Genomic DNA, 20,265 nt, shown 5'->3' with positions numbered 1-20,265 from the left:
ACTTTCCAGCGAACGCGTACGACCGAACGCATACGATCGGCACTGATCCGCACCGGGCCGCACAAGCCGCTCGGCGAGACTGCTGCTGAGTAGGCTCAGGTGACGAAGGCCGATTTCGACGGAGGGGCGAACGCATTGAGAGACACAGCGGAGGGGGAGCCCGCGCGGCAGCCGGCAGGGCGCGGTGCGATGCGCGCCCAGCCACGGTCGCTGACCACACAGGTCGCCGAGTTCATCGAGGAACTGTGCGTGGGCCCGGACGTCGAGCCGGGGACCCAACTTCCTCCGGAAGGCGAGCTCGCGGCACGGTTCGGGGTGAGCCGGGTGGTGCTCAGGGAGGCGATGAAGACTCTTGAGGCGCGCGGCCTGGTGCAGCGGCGCCAGGGCAAGCCGGCCGTCGTCGCCTCACCGAACGCTTTGCCAGTGGAGAAGTTCGTCGCGTTCGCGGTCCTGCGCGACAAGCGCGCCCTCATGGAGTTCACCGAGATCCGCAAGGCTCTCGAGGTGCACGCCGCCCGTCTCGCAGCGCAGCGCATCGCGGGCCCGGAGGAGCCGCAGACCCGGCCGCACATCGCCCGTGCCCGGGAGGCGATCGCCGAGCAGCGCGCCAACCCGCTGGACATGCCCACCCGAATACGCACGGACGTCGCCTTCCATCAGGCGCTGGTGGCAGCTGCGGGCAACACCAGCCTGACGCAGATCCTGGACGCTTTGGAACGCTCACTCGCCGAGAGCCGGGAGGAGAGCCACCGGCGGTATCTCGCAACCGGGGCCGATCCCGCCCGCTCCGCCACCGAACACGAGGAACTGCTCGACGCCGTGTTGACCGGCGACCCGGCGCAAGCGGTCGCAGCGATGGAATACCACCTGCACATCACGTTGCAGGAGATCGAGAGCCGCCCCGAGGCAGACGGAGCCGAGTAGGGGACACTGCCCGTCGAACGACGGCCGGGCGCCGGCCGGCCGAGCACGACCTCCGACCGGAAGTTCCGGGCCGCACGCGCCGGTCGCGGACCCGGCAGGCACCCTCCAGCACTCTTCGGGGGACGGAGCACCGCCCTGCTCTCTCGCGGCGCCTCGGCCGTGTACGCGCCTGCACTCCCTCGACCGCCGTCTGGCGCCAGGCGATCGACTCGACGACAACGGCCGGGTCCGGGTCCTTCACCGCGTCCCACAGAAGGCTGGCGGGGTGAAGCAACGTGGACCACCTGCTCGCGCGGCGCGGTCGGCAGCTCCGCCTGGAGGTGGTGACATCCTTGACTTGGGCGATGCGCATTACGGCCTGGTCGCCCCGCCGCGGATCCCCCCGGCCGGGTCCGCGACCTGATCGATCAGAGACAGCAGTTCGCGCCCGCGCGCGGCCAGGGTTCGCCGACGCCTCCCGTCGGCGGTTCTCGTTCGCCTTGTAGCGGTGTCACCACGGGGGTGGTGATGGGGGAGCGGCTGCACCAGGCCGCAAGCCCGGCGGCCCGGGAGAGCAGCCCGGGCGCGCTGAGAGTGACACCTGCGCGTCCCCACGCGATCAACCGAAACTGTCACCGACGCCGAAGGCCGTTCGCATCACAGCCGACCAGGGCACGGGACCGGGGCGTTCGGGTAGTCCGTCCGCCCCCGGTCTGCCGCCTGCCAGGAGTGCTCCTCCGCAGGCGCCGGAAGGCATCAGCGCAGGCCGCCGGAGGCGAGGATGAGGTCGCCGGTGATCCAGCACGCGTCGTCGGAGGCCAGGAAGGCCACCAGGGGCCCGTAATCGTCGGGAGTGCCCGTACGGCCCAGGGGGGTGGCGGCGATCGCCTGTGCTTCGCGTTCCGATCCGCTGTATCCCATGGCTCTGGTGCCGTCGGTGTCCGACGGGCCGGGCATGATCGCATTGACGCGGATGCCGCGTGGTCCCAGCTCCTTGGACGCCACGATGGTGAAGGCGTTGACGGCGCTCTTGGACGCGACGTACAGCGAGGCGTCCGGGGGGTGGCTGACCGTGCCCGATGTCGAGACGTTGATGATCGACGCGGCCTCGATGTCGTCCTGCGCGGCCAGGGCCTGCGTGGTCAGGATCGTGCCCAGCAGGTTGGTGGTCGTCTCGCTGTGGAACTGGGCCTCGGTGATGTCCGAGAGAGGCACGAACGTGCCCACGCCCGCGTTGTTCACGAGCACGTCGACCGGGCCGTAGGCCGCGCGCGCCCGGTCGAAGAGCCGGTGTACGTCTTCGCCGTCGGCCACGTCCGCCTGGACCGCGGTTGCCCGGCCGCCCTTGGCGGTGATGTCCGCGACGACTCGCGCGGCGCCCTCCGCGTCGCTGCGGTAGTTCACCACGACGGCCGCGCCGGCCTCGGCCAAGGACTTGGCGATCCCCGCGCCCAGGCCCTTCGACGCGCCGGTGACGATCGCTGTACGTCCGTTGTTGCTGCTCACAGTGGCTCCTCGACATGACTGCTGACACGAGTCACCGCAGGGAAGTGGTTACGTAATGGAAGTACGTACATTTTTATAAGCTGCCTCCGTCTCGGGTGCAGCGGCTCTGGGGTGAACGAACCGGCCGGTGCCGGTCGGCAACCTGACGTTCTCAGCCCCCGGGCTCCGCTCGTCAGCACCACTGTTTTCCGGGTTCCCACCTCGATGTCCGAGCACCGCACAAGAGGAGAAAAATGAGCACTATCGCGATAGTCGGTGCCGGGCCCCAGCTCGGTTCGGCGATCGGACGGCGGTTCGTCGCGGAAGGAACCCACGTTGTGCTCTCGCTCACCGCTCACCGCTCATGGTTCGTGGCTCATCGTGAAACAGCGCTCCAGGAGATGGACGGCGCCTTCTCTGCGGGCGGCACCAGGGCCGCCGCTCTCGCCGCCGATGCCACCGACCGGCCCGCGCCGCGTGCCGCGCTGAGGGGCGCCGAGCAGCGCTTCGGCACGGTGGACGCGGTCGGCCCCCTCGGGGGCTTGTGGTGCGCCGTGCCGCATGCGACGGGAGTGCAGAGGGGACCGCCCCGGTCGAGGCCAAAGCCTAGGTTCGGACTCGGGCGACCTGCTGGCTTCACTGCTGAGGACGGCGGGGACCTCGTCAGCTCTCATCCCGCTGTCGCAAGGCCCGATGCAACCCGTGGGGGGTACACAGGTTCCTCGACGACCAGTTCCAGCTGGGCGACGGTCACGAGGTTTGGATAGACCTCGCCGCACACGATCCGGCCGACCGCGTCGGCACGAGGCAGGCCGCCCGGAGGCATTCAAGCTGCCTCCGGCTCCTGGCCCGTACCGTACCGACCTACAGACGGCGTCCGAGGTAGTCGGCGCTGTGTGGGTGCAGGTGTGGGTGGGCCAGTGCGGCGATGTGTTCTCGGTAGTCGTGGTCGAGGGTGGTGAGGCGCCGACGGCGTCCAAAGGAATCCACTCGAGCCCGAGTTGATTGTTGTCTTTGTGGTGGCCGCCTGTCAGGGCCGGGCTTCCGGTCAGTGTGCACCGGAAGGTGATTTCGACCCGGTGGATCAGCTCTCCGTCTTCGTGGCTGTTGGGCCACTCTCGTATCCACAGCAGGCGGCCGGCGGTCACGGCCAGGCCGGCCTCTTCGAGGACTTCCCGCTCTGCTGCGGCGGGCAGGAGCTCGCCGGACCTCTGCCCGCCGCCGGGCAGGAAGTGGCGCTCGCGGCCTTCCCACAGCACCCGGGTCAGCAGGACACGACTCTGGTGGAGGATGACGGCCTTGGCCGAGTTTCTGATACGGGAGTTCATGGAGTTCCCCGGGGTGGCGCCCGTCGATCCTGGCGCAGCAGGGCGGCGGATTCGGGCTTTCACGCGGCTTTCGTGCGCTGTTCCAGCTGTGCCTCGACGCCATCTCGGGAGGCGGTGCTGATCCGCCGCCCCAGCCCCCGAGCCCATTCGGCACGGCTGATGGCGTCATGGATATCTGGGGGAAGGACTCATACCGGACCAAGATGTCCCGGGCCGCGAGCCATGTCGCTTCCCCCGGTCTAATCCCTGATCTTCAGGAACCGCATCCGTGTCGCCCCGTTGCTGTCGGTGCCCCCGGCCTCGGCGTTGGAGATCTTGCCGCCGGTGAGGACGAACATCAGGTGCAGGCGGACCGTACGGGGGCCGGAGGCGACTGTGTACTCCGTCATGATGTGCGTCGTTCCGCCCTGCTGCTCCTGGCGTTCCGCGTTGATCGCCGCGATCTGTGTGAAGCTCGTCAGGAGGGTGTCCGTGGTCTCGTCCCGCAGCCAGCCGATGATGTAGCCGCTGCCGCCGGTGGCGGAACCGAGCGCGTACCGCACGTCGCTGTCGATGTGGTACACCCCGGCCTCCGGGAGTACGACGTCGGACTCCGGTATCGGTACGTCGGCACCGGTCTTGGCCAGGAGGTTGGCGTGCTGCCGCTCGGTGTTGAGGAACCCGCTCACCGGTGTCAGACGGGCCCCGACCCGCCACCTCTCGGGGCAGCCGCGCGTCCCGGTGACGTCGATGTCCACCGACCGTTCGGTGCCGGTGTTGCCGCCGGGCGCGATGCCCGTCACCTCGATCCGGGGTACGAGCAGCCCGCCGGTCGTGTTCCGGGCGGCGTTGCACGGGGACGGGTCCAGGGCGGGGGTGTCGGGCGCGTACAGGCATCCGTCGCTGCCCCGGACGATGGCGTTGCCCCGGTCGGTGGACAGGCACGGCGGGCAGGCGGTGGCGCATCCATCCTGGCAGGAGGCGACCGGGACGACCGGGGGGACGGGGGCGTACGGGGTCGAGCCGTCGAGGGTGTCGGTGGTGCAGGTGACCGCTCCGTCGCAGGTGCGGCACGTCGTACGCAGGAACGACCTGCCGCAGCCCGGGGTGGCCGCCCGCACGGTGAGGACGAAGCTGTCGACCGTCCACTGCTTGGGGCCGACCCGGCAGGCGTCGTCGTTGCCGGTCTCCAGGTTCAGCTCGACGACGACCTTTCCGGCGAGGACGTCCGCGAGGGGCACGACGGTCGGCGGGATGACGCCGTCGTCCTCACCGCCCGCAGGCAGGTCGGGCGGGCCCAGGAGGTCGGTGCGGACCGGGGTGGTGCCGTTCCACAGGGCGAAGCGGCCGTAGAGCTGGCACGCCGTGCTGCTGCCGTCGTTGCGGACGTGGACCGAGGCGCTGACCGTTACCTCGGTGGGCTTGCCGCGCAGTGACGCGGGGTCGACACGTACGACGCCGGCGAGCCATGTGTGCTGTCCGTTGTGCGTCCCGTCATCAGCCGGGAACGTGCCGGTTCCGCTGTCCAGGATGGTCTGGGCGACCACGGGGTCCAGCGCGGCGTGGGTGTTGGCGATGGTGTAGTACGGCGTCGGGTCGATGCTCTTGGCGGTCGCCGCGACCCGGTACGGCGCGGAGTCGCGCAACGGGATCGTCTCGCAGTGCTCGCACCGCCTCGGGGCGCAGCATGAGGACCCGGAGCGGGTGCAGCTGGAGCACCCCGAGTCGGCGCACCTGGATTCGGGGCACGAGACGGGAAGGCGGGCCGGCTCGCTTGGCTGTCGGCCACCGACGACGATCGGGGACTGTCCGCAGCCGCATCCACTCATGGATCAACTCCTCATGTGGGTGGGTGGGATGGCAGCAGTGACGACGTGCCGCCATGCCGTTCGGGGTTACGGGTGCACCGGTGGGGGAGGGGGAAAGTGAAGTGTCGGCACGCGGCCGGAGCGCACGGGAGTCGCTACGTGAACGGGTCTGTCGGGAACTCACGGCGGACCGGAAGCCGACCGAGCGACGGGCGGGAAGAGGGAGAAGGGAGAGAGGTGAGGAAGCCCGCCCGGACGTGGGCATATCGAAAGCTCGGCCGTTCAGTTTCTCTGAAGCCGTTCCCAAAGTACTATCCCATGATCTGCCGGGCATTACCTCGAAAGAGTGGTTGCTTCTCACCGAGCGGCCGACAGCCTCTTCCTGACGCCGCGCACGGGCCGCCCGCCCGTCCTGTCCGACCGGGCCCGGCGGGCTGGAGTGCGGGCAGAATTCGGACCCGTCAGACCCCGTGTGCAAGGCCCGTGTGTTCACCGAGTCGATCGCATACCTCGACCATTCCAGGCCGCCACGGGAGCCGAGTTCGTCCGAGGACCAGGCAGTGGAGTTTGGCCCACACCCTGCCCTTCGTCCACTCGGTGAACCTGCGGTAGGCCGTCACACCCGGACGGCCCGGACAGGCCCGGGCGATGCGGCAAGCTGCTACTGCCACGTGCAGCCCGGTGTCCCCACAAACGATGTCCCCACGAACACGATCGCCGCCAGCACCTCCCGATCACCCCGGTCACCGTGCCGCCGCCGGCAGGCAGGCGCGGGAGGGCGCGGGTGGAGTAGCTCTTGTCAGCGACCGTGCGCTCGGGCCGGACACGGGGCCGTCCCGCCCGGGCTGCGTGACGCGGATCTTGCCGATGATCGCTTCGGCTTGGGTGCAGTCGTTGCGTTTGCCGGAGGTGACCGTGACGGACAGGGGCCGGCCGCGGCCGCCGCAGGCGAGGTGGAACCTGCTGGTCAGCCCGCCGCGGGAGCGTCCGAGCCCAACGCTCGTCGAGCCCCCTTCGGCGACCGTGTGCTGATGGGCCTGACGATGGTGGAGCCGAGTGCGACCAGCCAGCTCACCTCCGCCCTGTGCCGGGCTGCGGCCAGGAGCAGGTCGAAGGTCCCGTCGGCGGCCCAGCGGGCGAAGCGTCCGTGCACGGTCTGCCAGGGCCCGATCCGCTCCGGCAGGTCCCTCCAGGGCACCCCGGTGCGGAACTTGAAGAGGATGCCTTCCAGCACCTGACGGTGATCCCGATGCGCCACCTGCCCCGGGCACGACCCACAGACGGCAACAACGGCTCGATGACCGCCCACGTAGCGTGAGTCATCCTCCCGTCCCTCACGATCCATCCAACGATCAGATGATCGGAAAGACCCTGCCCAGGGCCTGTTCTGGAGGCGGATCGTCACGCAGGGCCTTGAGCGCGTGCGTCAGGGTGGGCTGCCCGCCAGCAGTGGACTCGCTGCCAGCCACACCTCAACGTGGTCGCGTATTCGCAGGTCTGGTCCGAGACACACCGCCACAAGCCCGAGCCCGCGAGGGGAACGGACTCGGAGCGTCACCTGAGCGAGGTGGCCCACGGGCTCGGTGGAATGCCCACAGCGGTCCGGTACCGCAGAGACCGTCTGTGAACGTCTCACGTCCGGTTGGTGGGGCGCCTGGCTATAGGTAGAACAACCATCCGGTCCCTTGGCATACCGCCGGAACCTTCTCGGCGACCATCGCATGAGGTAATGGCGTAGCTCATAGATCGTCCGGGTAGGTGTAGGCGCCTTGTGCAGCGGTGACGTCGTCGGTGGCGTAGCGCATGACGATGTGGTGCCAGTCGTGATTGCCGCCGATGACGGCGTCGATGTTCTTGATGAACTGCATGACCGCGCGCGTTACCGGGGGTTCGAAGCCACGCTCGTGGCACAGGCTGCGCATGTCGGCGCAGGCTTGCCGGTAGTCCGCCAGGTGGTGGTCGATGCGGTCAACAACCTGGCGGACGGCCTGCTGTGGGGTGCACTGGCGTGTGTGGCGGAAGATCATCACGCTGTTGACGGTGCGGTCCTGGTGGTCCTCGCGAGCTGCGGAGAAGATATCGTTGAGCAGGGCCTGCTGGAGACTGGCCGCCCGGCGCAGCCTGAGCATGGGGCGGCAGGAACGGAGTTCCGCGGGCAGGTAGCTGCCGCGGGGGCCGGAGGTTTCCATGAAGTCGTAGACCCAGTCCATGCCGAAGGCGGTCTCACGGAAGTCTTCGTACTCGCTCAAGCCCAAGACGCGCCCGTGGCGGTCAGTGTCGTAGTTGAAGCGTGACTGGCGGGTGTAGGACCGTACGAGTTCGCAGTAGTGATCGCGGAAGGCCTCGACCCAGGACAGCGGACGGTCTGCCTGGGTGCGCTGCCAAGTGCGATGGAGCTCCCTGGCGAGCGGACTCGTGGTGGTCAGCGCTTGGTTGTGCAGGATGCCCGTGATCTTGTCGGCGGCCTTCTGGACGCGGCTGACGTCACGCTGGGCTGCGCCTTCTTCCATCTGGTCATCGAAACGGAAGAAAAAGAACATCCACTTCATGCCCTCGAGCAACACAGACCGGTCCGCCCAAGGCCAGCAGTAGCAGGAAGCGAGCTCGATCCCGCTGCGACGTAGACGTTCTCGCGAGCGGGCCGTCGGGGCGAGATCCTGCTCCTGGACCCACTGCCAGAACTGTTGCGAGACCCGGCCGGTAAAGCGGTTGATCCGGGCCGGAAACGGGACCGGAAACTCGGCGGGGATCTCGATGTGCAAGCGGCTTCTGTCAGACAACTGGCTCTTTGAGGACGGGGCCAGCACATCAGATACAACGTCTCCGGACATCGCGAAACTGTCTCCGGCACGTAGGGGTAAGCGGCCTGCTGCTGCGGCGCCTCCATGAGGAGGCCCTTACTCAAGTCAGACAGCGGGAGACGGCGGCAGGAACCCCATATGGCGTATCGACCCGTGAACACGTTGAAAGCTGGTGAATTTGTGAACTGGCAACAGCTGGGCTGAGGTCGGCCAGGCGGACGGTACCGCCGACCCGGCTCTTGAACGGTTTGCCGTCCGGGCCGTTGATAGTGCCGGTCTGAACGTAGATGGCCTCGGTGCCGTCGGTCGGTCAGCCAGCCAGCCGGCGCGGTGGGCGGCGCGGAAGATCATGTCGAAGTACTGGGCCTGCCGGGCGTCGACCACGAACAGGATGCGGGTGGCTGCCAGTTCCCGTGTGCGGTAGGGGATGGCGGCCAGGTCGGTGGCCGCGTAGACGAAGCCGCCGTCCGCTTTCCGCACGATCAGGCGGGCGGGGCTGCCGTCCGGCCTCTTGACGTCGTCGAAGACCGGACTCGTTGACGATCTCGCGCCAGGTCGCGAGGGTCTCTTCGTGGCCGGCTCGCAGTTCGACGGCGCGCTGCTGTGCGCGGGCCTTGAAGGCCCGGGTCTTCGTCGAAGAGCTTGCGGGCGGTGCGGTAGAGGATGTCAGCTTGACGCCGAGGCGGACAGCCTCCGCGCGAGAGCGCATTTTCATGATCAGACGGTTGCCGTTCACCGTGAAGTTGAGGAAGCCGGGACCGAAAACCTCGGCCGTCAGCCCCGGCGTGGCGGTGAACTGGCCTTGGATCCGGTTGGCGAGGTCCCGCGGGGGATCTGCTCCAGGCGCTCGGCCCAGGAGCGGGCGGCGTTGGACTGGAAGTCGGCGTGCTCGGATCGGCGGATCAGCGGGTCCACGCCAGCCACCTCGGCGGGGAGGACTGCGTCCCACCGCCGCTTCGACGGCTTCCTCCACCTGACTGGCCAGGGACCGGACCTGCTGTTGCCGCACCATGCCTGTGCGCACCCTTCCCTGCGTGCTGTCTCACACCTGTGTGATCACTCAATGAGGACCGGCCCGTCCCGTGCGCACGGGACGGTTGGCGATTCTCCAGCGTGGCAGGTTCCAGGTCCTGCCTTCGGTCACTTTCTCTCGGTGAGAGAGTCCAGGCGAGCGACGCCTCAGGGCCTCCCGGCCAGCTCTGGGTCGGCTACCGACCGTGTGGCCACCGGAGGCACGGAGAGAATGTGCTGAGAGGTAGCGATCTCCGCCAGGGCTCTCAAGTCACCGATTGAACGGTGTTGATCCCCGGCTGGGTGAAAGGGAATCTGGCGGAGTGCACCAGCCGCGCCTCGTGGTCGGCCGGTGGTACCGCAGGAGGTGGCCCCGCTGGCGGTCGAACCTCTTGGGGAAGGTTCTCGTGCGTCGGGTACAGCGAGGTCTCGACCGTATTCACCTGCCACAGAAGCAGCGGGACGGTGTTGCACAACGGCCACTCACACAGCAGGAGACTGGTCGCCGCGAACATCAGCGTCCCGTTCGGGCCCGGGGCGAAACACAGGTCCGCTCAGACCGTGTCCGGCGCGGACATGCCCGGAATGGCCTCGCCCGGGATCCCGCGCCGGTCCGCCTCTCGCATGATCAGTTGCCGCAGGCCGACAGGCTGTTGCGGTCAGCGACGCTGTTGCTGTCCGCGACACTGTGGCGGATAGCAACAGCAGCAGCGCTTAAACGGGGAAATGCCCCAGAAGGGACAGGGCGGGGCCCAAGTGATGAGCTGCATACGACGAATACGCGCTCCCTGCGCGTCCGGTAGCCCCGGATGCGAGCTTCCTCGGCAGGGACCATCCGTGAGAACTCGTCGATCGCAGAGTGCATGAAGGGTGCTGGAAGGTGGGGGGAACCGGCGTGGCCCCACTCCGAGCAGACGGGTCAGGTGCCGGGTCGCGGTCCGCCCAGGACGCGGGTAGGCGGTGCGGCCTGGGCGGAGTCGCGGCCGGGCGTGTGGTCATCGGTCCCACGTATGGTCAGCGCGGTCCTCGGATGCTGTCGATGATGCGAGTCCAGTTGTCGTTGCCATGTCCGTCCTTGATCGCGCGCCGATAGTGGGCCTGCACGGCCAGCGGGAGCGCGAGGTCGAGGCCGAGTGACGTGCTGGTCTCGACGATGTGGTCGGCCGTCGCACCCATCATGGTGACCGTGCTGAGGTCGCCGGGATGTTCTCCAGCATCAAGCGCGGTGCCGGGATTCTCTTCGCCAGCCCTCAGCATGTCGCCAATCGAGTCGGCGGCGGAAAGCAACTCTGGCAGTGCTTCCTTGGCCTTCACTCCTGCGGTGCCCAGCATCGCGGTGGCATGCATCAGTCCGGACAGGGTGGTGAGGAACACCGCGAGTTGGGCTTGATACATCATCTGGGCGAGGCCCGGGTCCTCCCCCAGGTGCTTCGGCGTTCCGAGCAGTGTCAACGTCGCCAGGTGGCTCTCCAAGGCCTCGTCGGGGCCGCTGTAGTAGACATAGGCTGCCTCCGTGCCCACCATCGGCGCGGGGACCATGACACCTCCGGTGAGGAAGGTGGCGTCGTGGCCCGCTGCCCAGGTTGCTGCCTCGCGTGTGTGATCGGGAGTGTCAGAGCTGAGGTTGACCAGCGTCCGGCCAGCGAGCGATTCGGTGGCGCTGTCGAGGACGTCATACATCGCTTGGTAGTCGGTGAGGCTGAGGATCACGAGGTCACTCGCTTCGACCGCCTCGCTGGGTGTCGCTGCGAGCGTTGCTCCGTCGGACACGATGCCCTCGGCTCGACTGGCGGTGCGGTTCCAGACGGTGACCGGGTGGCCGGCAGTGAGGAGGGTGCGTGTCATCGCCTGGCCCATCGGGCCAAGCCCGATCACGGTGACAGCGCTGTTGTGCTTGGTGGTGCGGTTCTGTTGTTCGTTCACCCCTCCATGCTCGGAGAGGGCCAGTACTCTCGGAAGTACCGACTATTTTCTGCGGTACTTACCTTTTCGTAAGGGGATCAGTGATGGCCAAGAAGCCGAGACGCGGGCCTTACATCTGCGGCATCGACGCTGCGCTCGACGTGGTGAGCGGCAAGTGGAAGGGACGGATCCTTTGGGAACTTGATACCCACCGCGTACGCCGCTTCGCTGAGCTCCGCCGCGGTCTGCCTGGAGTGAGCGAGAAGATGCTGACGCAGCACCTGCGCGAGATGGAGGTGGACGGTCTCGTGCACCGGGAGGTCTACGCCGAGGGTGGAGTACTCCCTGACTGAGCACGGGCGCACGCTCAATCAAGCGCTCGGGCCGCTCGGCGCCTGGGGGATTGAGCGGGTGCGTCGCGAAGGCCACGAAACGGTCGGCGCAGCCGAGACCTCACTCGGCTGAGCATTCCGTCCCCCAATCCTGTGCGTGCGCGCCCCTTGGGAGCTGAATGCGGAGGGGTACCGCGTTTCATAAACAGCCTCGGGGGACCTCGGTACATCGGTTGGCGCTGACATTGATCATGGTTGGCCAGCACACCCACTGGGGGCTCCGCCGGGGTTCGCGGAAAGACCGCCGGGCGGGTGCCGGGGGCTGGCTCCGGTCCGCTCGTGCCGGCAGAGTTTCCGACTGGTGAGCAGGCCGAGGCGTACGGGAAGTTCGCCGAGGAACCGACCCGCTCCGAGCTGGAGCGGTTCTTCTTCCCGGACGTCGATCGCGGCCTGATCGCCCGGCGACGCTCCACCAGCTCGCTTCGCCCTCCGGAGGTGCACGCTGCGCGCTGCGCTACTTCGGTCGGTTCCTCCCGGATGACCCACTGGACGCGCCGTGACCGGTGGTCGAGCACCTGGCCGCGCAGTTCGGAATCGAGGAAGCGTCGGTGGGGAAGCGGTGGACCGAGTGGCCGAAGACGGCGTACGAGCATGCGTGGGGGCCCGGGACGCCTACGAGAACCGGTCAGCGCACTCGCAGGCTGACCATGATCGCTCTCAGCGCCAACCGCTGTAAGTGGCAGAAGCGGCTCACCGACGCCGACCGGCGGGCCCTGTCCCCGCCGTTCTGGACCCACGTGAACCCTTACGGCCGGTTCGAGCTGGACATGAATTCCCACCTCGACCTCGCTGCTGTGGCGTAAGACTAGGTGGCCTGGCCTGAATCCTCGGTCAGAGCAGCCGCGGTCAAGGTGAGGTGCTGGACCAGGACCGCGGCTGCGGTGTCGGCGTCGCGGGCCAGCACCGCTTCCTCCAGCCTGCGGTGTTCCTCGGCGCCGTCCCGGCCGGGATTGCGGTGCGCCGACCAACGACGGGCCAGCTCACTCGCGGTCCACAACCGGTCGAAGGTCTCCAGCAGCGCGCGGTTGCCACACCCTTCCAGCAGCGTGCGGTGAAAGGCCCGGTGAGCCTCGGCCCAGGTGCCGGTGTAGTACTCGCCCTCCTCCGGCACGTACGCCGGGGTGCGCACCAGACGATGATGGGCGGCCCGCACGCGGGCCTCCCAGTCGACGTCGCCGCGCTCGATGGACATGCGCAGGATGACCGGTTCGATGGTCCGACGGGCTTCCGCGATCTCCTGCCAGCGGTGGTCGGAGAAGGATGGGACCGCGAAACCGCGGTTGGGCAGCCGGTCGGCGAGCCCCTCGCCGACCACCCGCACGAGCGCCTCGCGCACCACGGCCAGGCTCACGCCTTGCTCCCTGGCGAGATCCTGCGGCTTGAGAGAGGCGCCGGGGGAGTAGTCCCCGCGCATGATCGCGTCCCGCAGGTGTGCGTAGACCTGCTCCGAAAGCATCTGTTTCCCCGGCGGGGTCGAGGAGCGCGCCGTCTGAGTCATGGGTCCATCCTAGACTGATCCCCTGGATAATCGATTATCTGTGTTACTGTCGATTCAGTAGCCGATGAGGACACCTTCGTCCGGAAAGGAACGACCGCTGTGCCTGCCAACGATCCCTTCGCCCGCCTCCCCCAGGCGGCCTCGTTCACCGTCACCAGCACCACCGTCACCGACGGCGCCGCGTGGCCGCCCGAGCAGCGCTCCTCCGGCCTGCCCGGCGGCAAGGACACATCCCCGCAGCTGTCCTGGAGCGGCGCCCCGAACGGCACCAAGAGCTATGCCGTCACCGTCTATGACCCCGACGCCCCCACCGGGTCCGGGTTCTGGCACTGGGCGGTCGCCGACATCCCCGCCACAGTCACCGAGCTGCCCGAGGGCGCCGGCGACGAGACCGGCTCGGGCCTGCCCGAGGGTGCCTACCAGTTGCCCAACGACGCCCGCGCGGCCCGCTACATCGGCGCCGCCCCGCCGGCCGGCCACGGCCCGCACCGCTACTTCGTCGTGGTGCACGCCCTCGACATCCCCTCGGCAGGCGTCCCGGCCGACGCCACCCCCGCCGTCCTCGGCTTCACCATGGCCGGTCACACCCTCGGACGCGCCGTGTTGATCGCCACTGCCGAAACACCCGCCTGACAGCGCCGCCCGACTTCCGGAGACACCACCGCCATGCACCTCGACGCCTTTCCCGGCTCCGCCCGCATCGGAGGCGGCCCGATGGGCCTGAACGCCGTACGCGACGTCAGCCGCGCCGTCAGCGCCGCCCACCTGTTCATCTATCTTGTCCCCGAGACCGCCGAGGAGGCGGCCGAGCTCGGCGTGACCGACCGCGGGCCGGCGTATCTTGCCTTCCGGTCGGCCGCGATGGGCGCGGTTCCGTGGCAGGCCACGCTCGCGGCCTTTTACAACTTCAGCCCGCGGGCAGTGCGGGCCATGGTGGGCGTATGGGACGCCGCGCCGCCGGAGCGGTGGCAGGCCGCCCGCTTTCTGGCCGCCGGCCGGGCGATGCGGCGCGTCAACGTACATCTCAGCGATGACCACCTCGCCGAGGCGCGCTCGCTGATCGACGCGGTCGTCGCCGGTGCCGACTATGCAGGCAAGGTGCTGGCCGCCGCGAACGCATCGGTCCCGCTTCCACCCGATCCCCTTGTCGCACTGTGGCAGCAGATCACAGTGGCACGCGAGTGGCGCGGCGACGCCCATCTCGTCGCACTCGCCGACAACGGCCTCGGGCCGTGCGACTGCCTCGTCCTGCACACCGCAACCGGCCGTCTCCCCGCAGCTCTCGCGCGAGCGACCCGCCAGTGGGACGACGAGGAGTGGAGCGCGGCGACGGCACGCCTCGTCGCGCGCGGCTGGCTCGACTCCCACGGCGTTGTCACCGACACCGGCAGTGCGGCACGCGAGCGCATCGAAGTGGAGACGGACGAGCACTGCGCCGCGCTATGGGCGCCGATCGGCAACGCAGGTGCCCGCCGCTTCGCCTCGCTCATCGCGCCGATCAGCAGCGCGTTCACCGCAGCAGGGACGTTCCAGGCCGTTCGCGGACAGTCCGACCTCACATAAGCAGGTCCTTTGCCCGAGCAAGATCAACCGCAGGCCGCTCGATCACTGGCAAACCCCCGGGCTCGCTGGCAGAACCCGTTCTTACTCGGAAGCGGGACGACCCCCCTTCTGAACCTTGCATTGTGTGAAATCCGGTCTCATGGCGGACCGTCAGCAGCCTTCCCCAACCGACCGGTCGGACGCGGACGACGTCGAACAGCACGCCCGTCCGAAGTGTGACGTCCAGCCCGGCTCGCCCTGCCGCTCGCGCGGCGGCGCGGTCGCCCCGCCGGCCACCCCCACCGCTTCACGAAGGTGCCCTGGTTGAAGAGGGCGCTGCGGGTGCCAACCCCGGCCGACCGTGACCCCGGCCGAGCGCGGACGGGCCCACCGTGGCGGCCGGGCGCCCGGCGCCGATCGACCCGGACCTGCCGAGCGCGGACATCCCCATCGGGTACGCGCGGTGCTCGACGCTCGGGCAGAAACTCGGGCAGAAAGCCGACTCCCAGCTCGACGCCCTCAGCCAGAACGGCATCCTTGCAGGCAAGATCTTCAGCGAGAAGATCAGAACCGCGTCCGGATCTGCCCGAAGTTCGAGGAGGCGCTGAAGACAGTGCGTGAGGTCAAAGTTCACGCCCCGCACTGCCGGGTCACCTTCAACCGTTTACGAGATGAAGCGGCTCGGCCGCGACGCCGCCGAAATCACCGCGCTCGCCGACCATCTCACCGCCCACGGCCTGGCCTTGGAAATGTTCGCCGGGCACCTGTCCGGCATCTACGGCCCCACTGGCCCGGGGAAGCTACTGGGGGAAGTACTGTTCGCGTTCTTCGCCGCGATGGCGGAGACCGAGCGGGATAACATCCGCGAGTCCACGCTCGAAGGGCTCGACACCGCGGCCCGCAAGGGCGAGCACGGCGGCGGGCCGCCCGTCATCACCAACGAGATGCTCGACACCGTGCTCCGGCGCCGCGCGGGCGGCGAGTCCGCGAGCAGATCCAGTCCGACCAACACCGTGTCCCGGCGGCACGCCCGTGCTGCCGCCGGTCAGGCAGTGGGTAGCGGTCGCCACCGTGCGAGTGGTTGTCCATGCACCGCTGTATGCCAGGGCTTGCGCCTGGCCGGTTACTCCTGGACGGAGACGCACCAGGACCAGGGGCCTGCGCGGCCGTCTGGGACTCGTAGCCACCGGTGAGGGAAACCGCCCACGGGACCGGCCAGACCGCGAGGCCACAGATGGCCGCCACCATCACACCAGCTACCTGCAAACGGCGCCGCGATTCCGTCTCGGGTCGCATTCTTCGCAATATGGGATATTCCTGTGCGCCGTCCGCTCGCCCAACCGGGAGAGACACTGCCTAATTCATGGTGGTCTTCACCCAGACGCCGAGGGACTCATGCTGAATGGTGTCTGCATTGTTGTGAATAGTCATCTTCGCCCAGTGTTCACCAAGCGTGTGATAGAAGGTGACGAGTTTCGCTAGATTGCCGTTGTAGTCCGTCCAGCCTGCCGCGTGCTTCACCCGCCCCGTGAAGGTTCCTTTGGTAACGGGGCCCTGGTAATCGTGTTGCCCTCGATCGAACTGCGTTTTCGCGGTGGGATTCAGTGTGCGATCCGGCTGCCACTTCCCCGTCTGGGAATTCGGACCGTTGAGGGACAGTGAGCCCTCAATTTCGGTTTCACCTTTACTGTGCAACACTTCGATTGTTGCGGAATTCTTCGACCAGACAGTCTGGTTGTACTTGGCCGTTTCGCTCTGCTTGGCGATCTTGTCTTCGAAGGTCTTGAGCTGACAACCCACGATGCTGTACTGGTCAGGAGAATTGTTCAGCTTGTCGAGGTAATGCTTGAGGCCGGCCGCACCCTGCAGGAGATCCCCGATATTTCCCGGGCAGCCTACGCCAAGTGCGGGTGTCTTGGCGTCCTTCAACAGGTCCTGGTACTCGGCCTTCAGCTTGGCGTCGACACCCGCCCACCCGCCGTACGAGGCCGAAATGGCTGCCGAAATTTTTGTTGCCGTCTCCTCCGCGCTCACCGCAAAGAAGAGGATGCGCCCGTACATGACAGATGACACATACAGAGGCGGGTTCTTCTCTCCGACCTTCTTTCGCTTCTTCAGGGTCGCGAGATATTTGTTCGTGAAATCTTCATTGAAGAAATCATCGAGGTCGGTGATGCCCACAGAAGCCGAAAATGCCTTTTCCCGAATGTAGGCGACAACGGTGTTGCTGTACTTCTTGTGCGTGGCCCCGATGTTGAGGCTTCCCTCGAACTTGAGATACTTCGCCGAAATGCCGAGTTCCAGGCAGACCTGCTGCGAACACTGCGCCTGGGTGTGGAAAAGGTAGAAATCCCGCGCACCCGGCTGCGCGTCCTTGACCGCGTCCTTGATGGCGTTGATGCAGTCGCTCCAGTTGGGCTCGACAGAATCGATGACAGGATTGGTTGTCAACCCGGTGATGTTGACCTTGATCTTTCTTCTGGCGCGAGAAGACCTCGTTCAGCAGGCACCCGTAGCCGACGGCCGCGTTCTCCAATGACCGTACAGGGCCGCTGAGGTAGACCTGTGGGGGATATGGGGCCCATGGCCGAGGCGGTGAAGAATCAAGATGAGTTCGGAGCCGATGGTCGCGCGGCGCATCTCCAGGTAGTCGACCGGGGTCCGGGATCCGGTTCGGGAGTTCGTTGGCCAGCTCCCACAGCCAGCTCTGCGTCATCACGTCAACCGAGTCCCGCAGTGTGCGCCGTCCCTGTAAGGACATCCGCGCCGTCGTACGCCCACAGATCAGCCAGGCCGCGTTCCAGCGCGTTGGCCGGGTCTCGGGCACCTCTCCCTCCAGCGGCATGCAGGCCTACAGGCGTTCGGTGCACATCCTGGCCGCGGCCAGGTCGCGTCGGTGCCCGTAGACGAGCGGGAAGTAGTCATCGCCGCAGAAGCCCCAGGTGAGCCACTCCGAGCTGAGAGTGAGCTCCTTTGCGCTCGCGTCCGGATAGCTACCGGCCGGGAACAGTGGCACGTCGTTCGTATCGAGTTGGCTCTCGCCCCACGCCCTCCTGGAGGACGCCCATGCGGTACGCCCAGTCCTTTGCGCAGCGGCGGGCCTCATCCAGGTGCGGGCTCAGCCGAACCGCGAAGGGCATCGGGAGTCGGGCAGCGGCGAGGGTCCGACCTTCCGGTACGGCACGTGGGCCTACGCCCGCAGCCGAGCGGCCCCGGCGGACGCGAGCAGCGACTTCACGTTCGCGCCAGCGGTGCCCAGGCCGGCCGGGCCGCTCGGCACAGCACCGGTGCGGGTGCGCTCGTTCCTGTACAGGCTGGAGCCCAACCCCGACTCCCCGCAAATCCGCGACGAGACACCCGGCGCCGTGGCCTTGCTCGCTTCGTGGCCGACCGGTGGAGTGCGCTGGCCTGCTGCGACACGGTCACGGCAGTGTGAGGATGCTGTAATGGTGTGGGGGGTTTCCCGGTGTGCCGCCTGCTGGGTACATGTTCGTACCGGTTCAGTACTCGCGGTGTGTCGCCGCCGCCAGAGAGCCGAGAAGTGCGAGTGCCTCGCTGCTGGGCGAGGCCGGCTCCGCGTGGTAGACGACGAGTTCCTGGCCCGGGGCCGAGCGGACGTCGAAGGTCTGCATGGTCAGCGTGAGTGGTCCCACGTCGCGGTGCTCGAAGCGTTTGTGCTCCAGCGCCTTGCCCCGGGCATCGTGGCGGTGCCATTGTTCGGCGAACTCCACACTCTGCTCGAGCAGTTCGCTGAGCACCTGCCGCACTCGGGGGTCGTGCGGTGCCGCGCCGTGGCCGTACCGAAAACCGGCCACGGAGTTGCGCGCGACGTCGTGCCAGTCGCGGTAGAAGACGCGGGCGGTCGGGTCGGTGAACACGACGTGCATGAGGTTGCGTGAGTGTGTCCAGCCGTGGAAGAGCGCATCGGCGATGGTGTTGGACGCCAGGACGTCGTACGCGCGGTTGTGGACGATGGCCGGATTGTGCGGCCAGGCGTCCATGAGCGCCAGCAGGCTCGGCTCGACCCGGCCGGTCACGGCTGCGGCCCGGGCGCGTGGGCCGCGGCCTGCGAGCCGGAACAGGTGCTGGCGGCCGTCCTCGCCCAGCCGCAGGGCGGCGGCCAGCGCGTCGAGAACCTGCTCGGAGGGCGTGCGCTCCCGCCCCTGCTCCAGACGTATGTAGTAGTCGGCGCTGACCCCGGCGAGCAGGGCGACTTCCTCGCGCCGCAGCCCCGCCACCCGGCGGTGCCCGGTGGCAGGGAGGTTCACCTCGGCCGGGGTGACGCGAGCGCGCCGGGCGGTGAGGTAGGAGCCGAGTTCCGAGCGTGCCATGCCGTCATGCTAGGTCCGGGCCCGCCACGCTTCCTGGGTGCGCTGCACCCAGGAGAACGCCGCCTCTCCCGCGCGCGGTCCGGCAGGACCAGCCTCGATCCCATGACCACACAACTCGAACAGCATTCCGGACACGTCGGGCCGGCCGGCCGCAAGGTCGTCCTCGTCACCGGTGCCAGCAGCGGCATCGGTGCGGCCGTCGCCGCACAGCTTGTAGCGGAGGGACACCAGGTGGTGGCCGGTGCGCGCCGCACAGGCCACCTGCGGAGGCTGGTTGAGCAGACGGCCGGGGCCGCCGCCCGCTCGGGCGGCGGCCTGCAGCCGGTACGGCTGGATGTGACGGACCGCGCCGGCGTCGCGGCCTTCGTACAGTCCGCCCGCGACCGTCACGGTCGCGTCGATGTCCTCGTCAACAACGCCGGCGTCATGCCCCTGTCGCGGCTGGACTCCCTGCTCGTCGAGGAGTGGGACCGGATGATCGACGTGAACGTCCGCGGCCTGCTGCACGGCATCGCCGCGGCACTGCCCGTATTCACTGAGCAGGACTCGGGGCACTTCGTCACGGTCGCGAGCATCGGCGCCCACCAGGTCGTGCCCACCGGCGCCGTCTACTGCGGCACCAAGTACGCGGCCTGGGCGATCACCGAGGGCCTGCGCCAGGAGTCGGCCCCCTCGATCCGGGTCACGACCATCTCTTCCGGCGTGGTCGAGTCCGAACTCGCCGACACCATCACCGAGGCCGGCGCCGCCGAGGCCATGCGCGCCTACCGCGCCCACGCCATCGGACCCGACGCCATCGCCGGCGCGGTCTCCTACGCCCTCGCGCAGCCGCCCGACGTCGATGTCAACGAGATCGTCGTACGCCCCACCCGCCAGCGCTGAACCCATCAGCCTTACGGAAAAAGGCCACCCTGCCTACGACGGCCGCGATCTGGGGGCGTCCACCGGCTCCGCCGCTGCCCGGAGCCGCCGGCCGCCTCGGCCAGTGGCTCCAGCGCGCCGAGACGGCAGAGCTGCTGGCCGAGCACGAGACCAACGCCAGGCACCTTCACCGCGTCGGCTACCTGGAGCCATCCGGCACCTCCGCAGCGGCTGGCAACGCCTCCGCGAAGCCTCACCGTGCCCCTCTACTGCCTCGGCGACCTCTGCCGCCTCCAGGCCGGCACTGCTCACCCGCACCTGACGGCCCAACCGGTCACGGCCTGCTTCACTGCTGCCTCGATGCCCCGGCTGCTCATCGCTCGCGTCACCGACGCCGCCCTGGACACAAACACCCTCACCCTCC

The 20,265-nt window shown here is 68.2% G+C and carries 16 protein-coding genes and 5 pseudogenes; 8 read left to right on the top strand and 13 right to left on the bottom strand.

Features of this window, described 5'->3' with window-relative positions:
• Positions 1 to 99 precede the first annotated feature (99 nt).
• The gene (locus tag FM076_RS00270; RefSeq protein ID WP_345944825.1) at positions 100 to 924 is read left to right on the top strand and encodes a FadR/GntR family transcriptional regulator; all 825 of its coding nucleotides are present in this window, start codon (positions 100 to 102) and stop codon (positions 922 to 924) included.
• Positions 925 to 1,659: 735 nt separating this feature from the next.
• Here FM076_RS00270 and FM076_RS00265 read toward each other — a convergent pair.
• The 9 genes and pseudogenes from FM076_RS00265 to FM076_RS00230 all read right to left on the bottom strand — a co-directional run bounded on the left by FM076_RS00265 (position 1,660) and on the right by FM076_RS00230 (position 11,238).
• Positions 1,660 to 2,409 (bottom strand): SDR family oxidoreductase, encoded by a 750-nt coding sequence (locus FM076_RS00265; RefSeq protein WP_173867942.1) that lies wholly within the window; start codon positions 2,407 to 2,409, stop codon positions 1,660 to 1,662.
• 341 nt (positions 2,410 to 2,750) lie between these two features.
• The gene (locus tag FM076_RS33205) at positions 2,751 to 2,951 is read right to left on the bottom strand and encodes a hypothetical protein (RefSeq protein ID WP_243275226.1); all 201 of its coding nucleotides are present in this window, start codon (positions 2,949 to 2,951) and stop codon (positions 2,751 to 2,753) included.
• Between the two features lie 411 nt (positions 2,952 to 3,362).
• Positions 3,363 to 3,716: pseudogene (locus FM076_RS33200) on the bottom strand (NUDIX domain-containing protein); the annotation flags it as partial.
• Positions 3,717 to 3,955: 239 nt separating this feature from the next.
• The gene (locus FM076_RS00255) at positions 3,956 to 5,341 is read right to left on the bottom strand and encodes a hypothetical protein (protein WP_243274240.1); all 1,386 of its coding nucleotides are present in this window, start codon (positions 5,339 to 5,341) and stop codon (positions 3,956 to 3,958) included.
• Between the two features lie 637 nt (positions 5,342 to 5,978).
• A pseudogene (locus FM076_RS00250) lies at positions 5,979 to 6,281 on the bottom strand (IS5/IS1182 family transposase); the annotation flags it as partial.
• 189 nt (positions 6,282 to 6,470) lie between these two features.
• On the bottom strand, positions 6,471 to 6,848 hold the full coding sequence (locus FM076_RS00245; protein ID WP_274598768.1) for a transposase: 378 nt from the start codon (positions 6,846 to 6,848) through the stop codon (positions 6,471 to 6,473).
• 394 nt (positions 6,849 to 7,242) lie between these two features.
• On the bottom strand, positions 7,243 to 8,265 hold the full coding sequence (locus FM076_RS00240) for a terpene synthase family protein (protein WP_173867938.1): 1,023 nt from the start codon (positions 8,263 to 8,265) through the stop codon (positions 7,243 to 7,245).
• A gap of 144 nt (positions 8,266 to 8,409) precedes the next feature.
• On the bottom strand, positions 8,410 to 8,784 hold the full coding sequence (argS, locus tag FM076_RS00235; protein WP_345944824.1) for an arginine--tRNA ligase: 375 nt from the start codon (positions 8,782 to 8,784) through the stop codon (positions 8,410 to 8,412).
• 1,545 nt (positions 8,785 to 10,329) lie between these two features.
• Positions 10,330 to 11,238, bottom strand: coding sequence for an NAD(P)-binding domain-containing protein (locus FM076_RS00230; RefSeq protein WP_173867937.1), 909 nt, complete (start codon positions 11,236 to 11,238; stop codon positions 10,330 to 10,332).
• 83 nt (positions 11,239 to 11,321) lie between these two features.
• Between FM076_RS00230 and FM076_RS00225 the strand changes: the two are divergent.
• The 3 genes and pseudogenes from FM076_RS00225 to FM076_RS00220 all read left to right on the top strand — a co-directional run bounded on the left by FM076_RS00225 (position 11,322) and on the right by FM076_RS00220 (position 12,412).
• Positions 11,322 to 11,682: pseudogene (locus tag FM076_RS00225) on the top strand (winged helix-turn-helix transcriptional regulator).
• 206 nt (positions 11,683 to 11,888) lie between these two features.
• A pseudogene (locus FM076_RS34845) lies at positions 11,889 to 12,273 on the top strand (DUF4158 domain-containing protein); the annotation flags it as partial.
• Positions 12,257 to 12,412 carry a hypothetical protein gene (locus FM076_RS00220; protein WP_173867936.1) on the top strand — a complete coding sequence of 52 codons (156 nt, stop codon included), beginning with the start codon at positions 12,257 to 12,259 and terminating at the stop codon, positions 12,410 to 12,412. The pseudogene FM076_RS34845 and the gene FM076_RS00220, both read left to right, overlap by 17 nt.
• A 2-nt stretch (positions 12,413 to 12,414) precedes the next feature.
• On the opposite strand, the gene FM076_RS00215 is transcribed toward FM076_RS00220, so the two are convergent.
• Positions 12,415 to 13,107: a GntR family transcriptional regulator gene (locus FM076_RS00215; protein WP_173867935.1), complete on the bottom strand. Its 693-nt coding sequence runs from the start codon at positions 13,105 to 13,107 to the stop codon at positions 12,415 to 12,417.
• A gap of 99 nt (positions 13,108 to 13,206) precedes the next feature.
• Between FM076_RS00215 and FM076_RS00210 the strand changes: the two genes are divergently transcribed.
• The 3 genes from FM076_RS00210 (at position 13,207) to FM076_RS33195 (ending at position 15,842) form a co-directional block, all read left to right on the top strand.
• Positions 13,207 to 13,740 (top strand): YbhB/YbcL family Raf kinase inhibitor-like protein, encoded by a 534-nt coding sequence (locus tag FM076_RS00210; protein WP_173867934.1) that lies wholly within the window; start codon positions 13,207 to 13,209, stop codon positions 13,738 to 13,740.
• Between the two features lie 33 nt (positions 13,741 to 13,773).
• A complete protein-coding gene (locus FM076_RS00205; protein ID WP_173867933.1) occupies positions 13,774 to 14,670 on the top strand; it encodes an SCO6745 family protein in 897 nt (298 codons plus the stop codon).
• Between the two features lie 650 nt (positions 14,671 to 15,320).
• The gene (locus FM076_RS33195; protein ID WP_243274239.1) at positions 15,321 to 15,842 is read left to right on the top strand and encodes a recombinase family protein; all 522 of its coding nucleotides are present in this window, start codon (positions 15,321 to 15,323) and stop codon (positions 15,840 to 15,842) included.
• Positions 15,843 to 16,005: 163 nt separating this feature from the next.
• Here FM076_RS33195 and FM076_RS00195 read toward each other — a convergent pair whose 3' ends face one another.
• The 3 genes and pseudogenes from FM076_RS00195 to FM076_RS00185 all read right to left on the bottom strand — a co-directional run bounded on the left by FM076_RS00195 (position 16,006) and on the right by FM076_RS00185 (position 18,980).
• Positions 16,006 to 17,100 carry a thiol-activated cytolysin family protein gene (locus FM076_RS00195; protein ID WP_173867932.1) on the bottom strand — a complete coding sequence of 365 codons (1,095 nt, stop codon included), beginning with the start codon at positions 17,098 to 17,100 and terminating at the stop codon, positions 16,006 to 16,008.
• 22 nt (positions 17,101 to 17,122) lie between these two features.
• Positions 17,123 to 17,974 (bottom strand): annotated as a pseudogene (locus tag FM076_RS33190) (terpene synthase family protein); the annotation flags it as partial.
• A gap of 175 nt (positions 17,975 to 18,149) precedes the next feature.
• Positions 18,150 to 18,980 carry a helix-turn-helix domain-containing protein gene (locus FM076_RS00185; protein ID WP_173867930.1) on the bottom strand — a complete coding sequence of 277 codons (831 nt, stop codon included), beginning with the start codon at positions 18,978 to 18,980 and terminating at the stop codon, positions 18,150 to 18,152.
• A gap of 102 nt (positions 18,981 to 19,082) precedes the next feature.
• On the opposite strand from FM076_RS00185, the gene FM076_RS00180 reads away from it, so the two are divergent.
• A complete protein-coding gene (locus FM076_RS00180) occupies positions 19,083 to 19,862 on the top strand; it encodes an SDR family oxidoreductase (protein ID WP_173867929.1) in 780 nt (259 codons plus the stop codon).
• Positions 19,863 to 20,265: the final 403 nt, after the last annotated feature.

Origin of the sequence: Streptomyces albus subsp. chlorinus, from assembly GCF_013302895.1 — a bacterium.
GTDB classification, from domain to species: domain Bacteria; phylum Actinomycetota; class Actinomycetes; order Streptomycetales; family Streptomycetaceae; genus Streptomyces; species Streptomyces chlorinus.
This window is presented reverse-complemented; position numbering and strand designations above follow the sequence as displayed.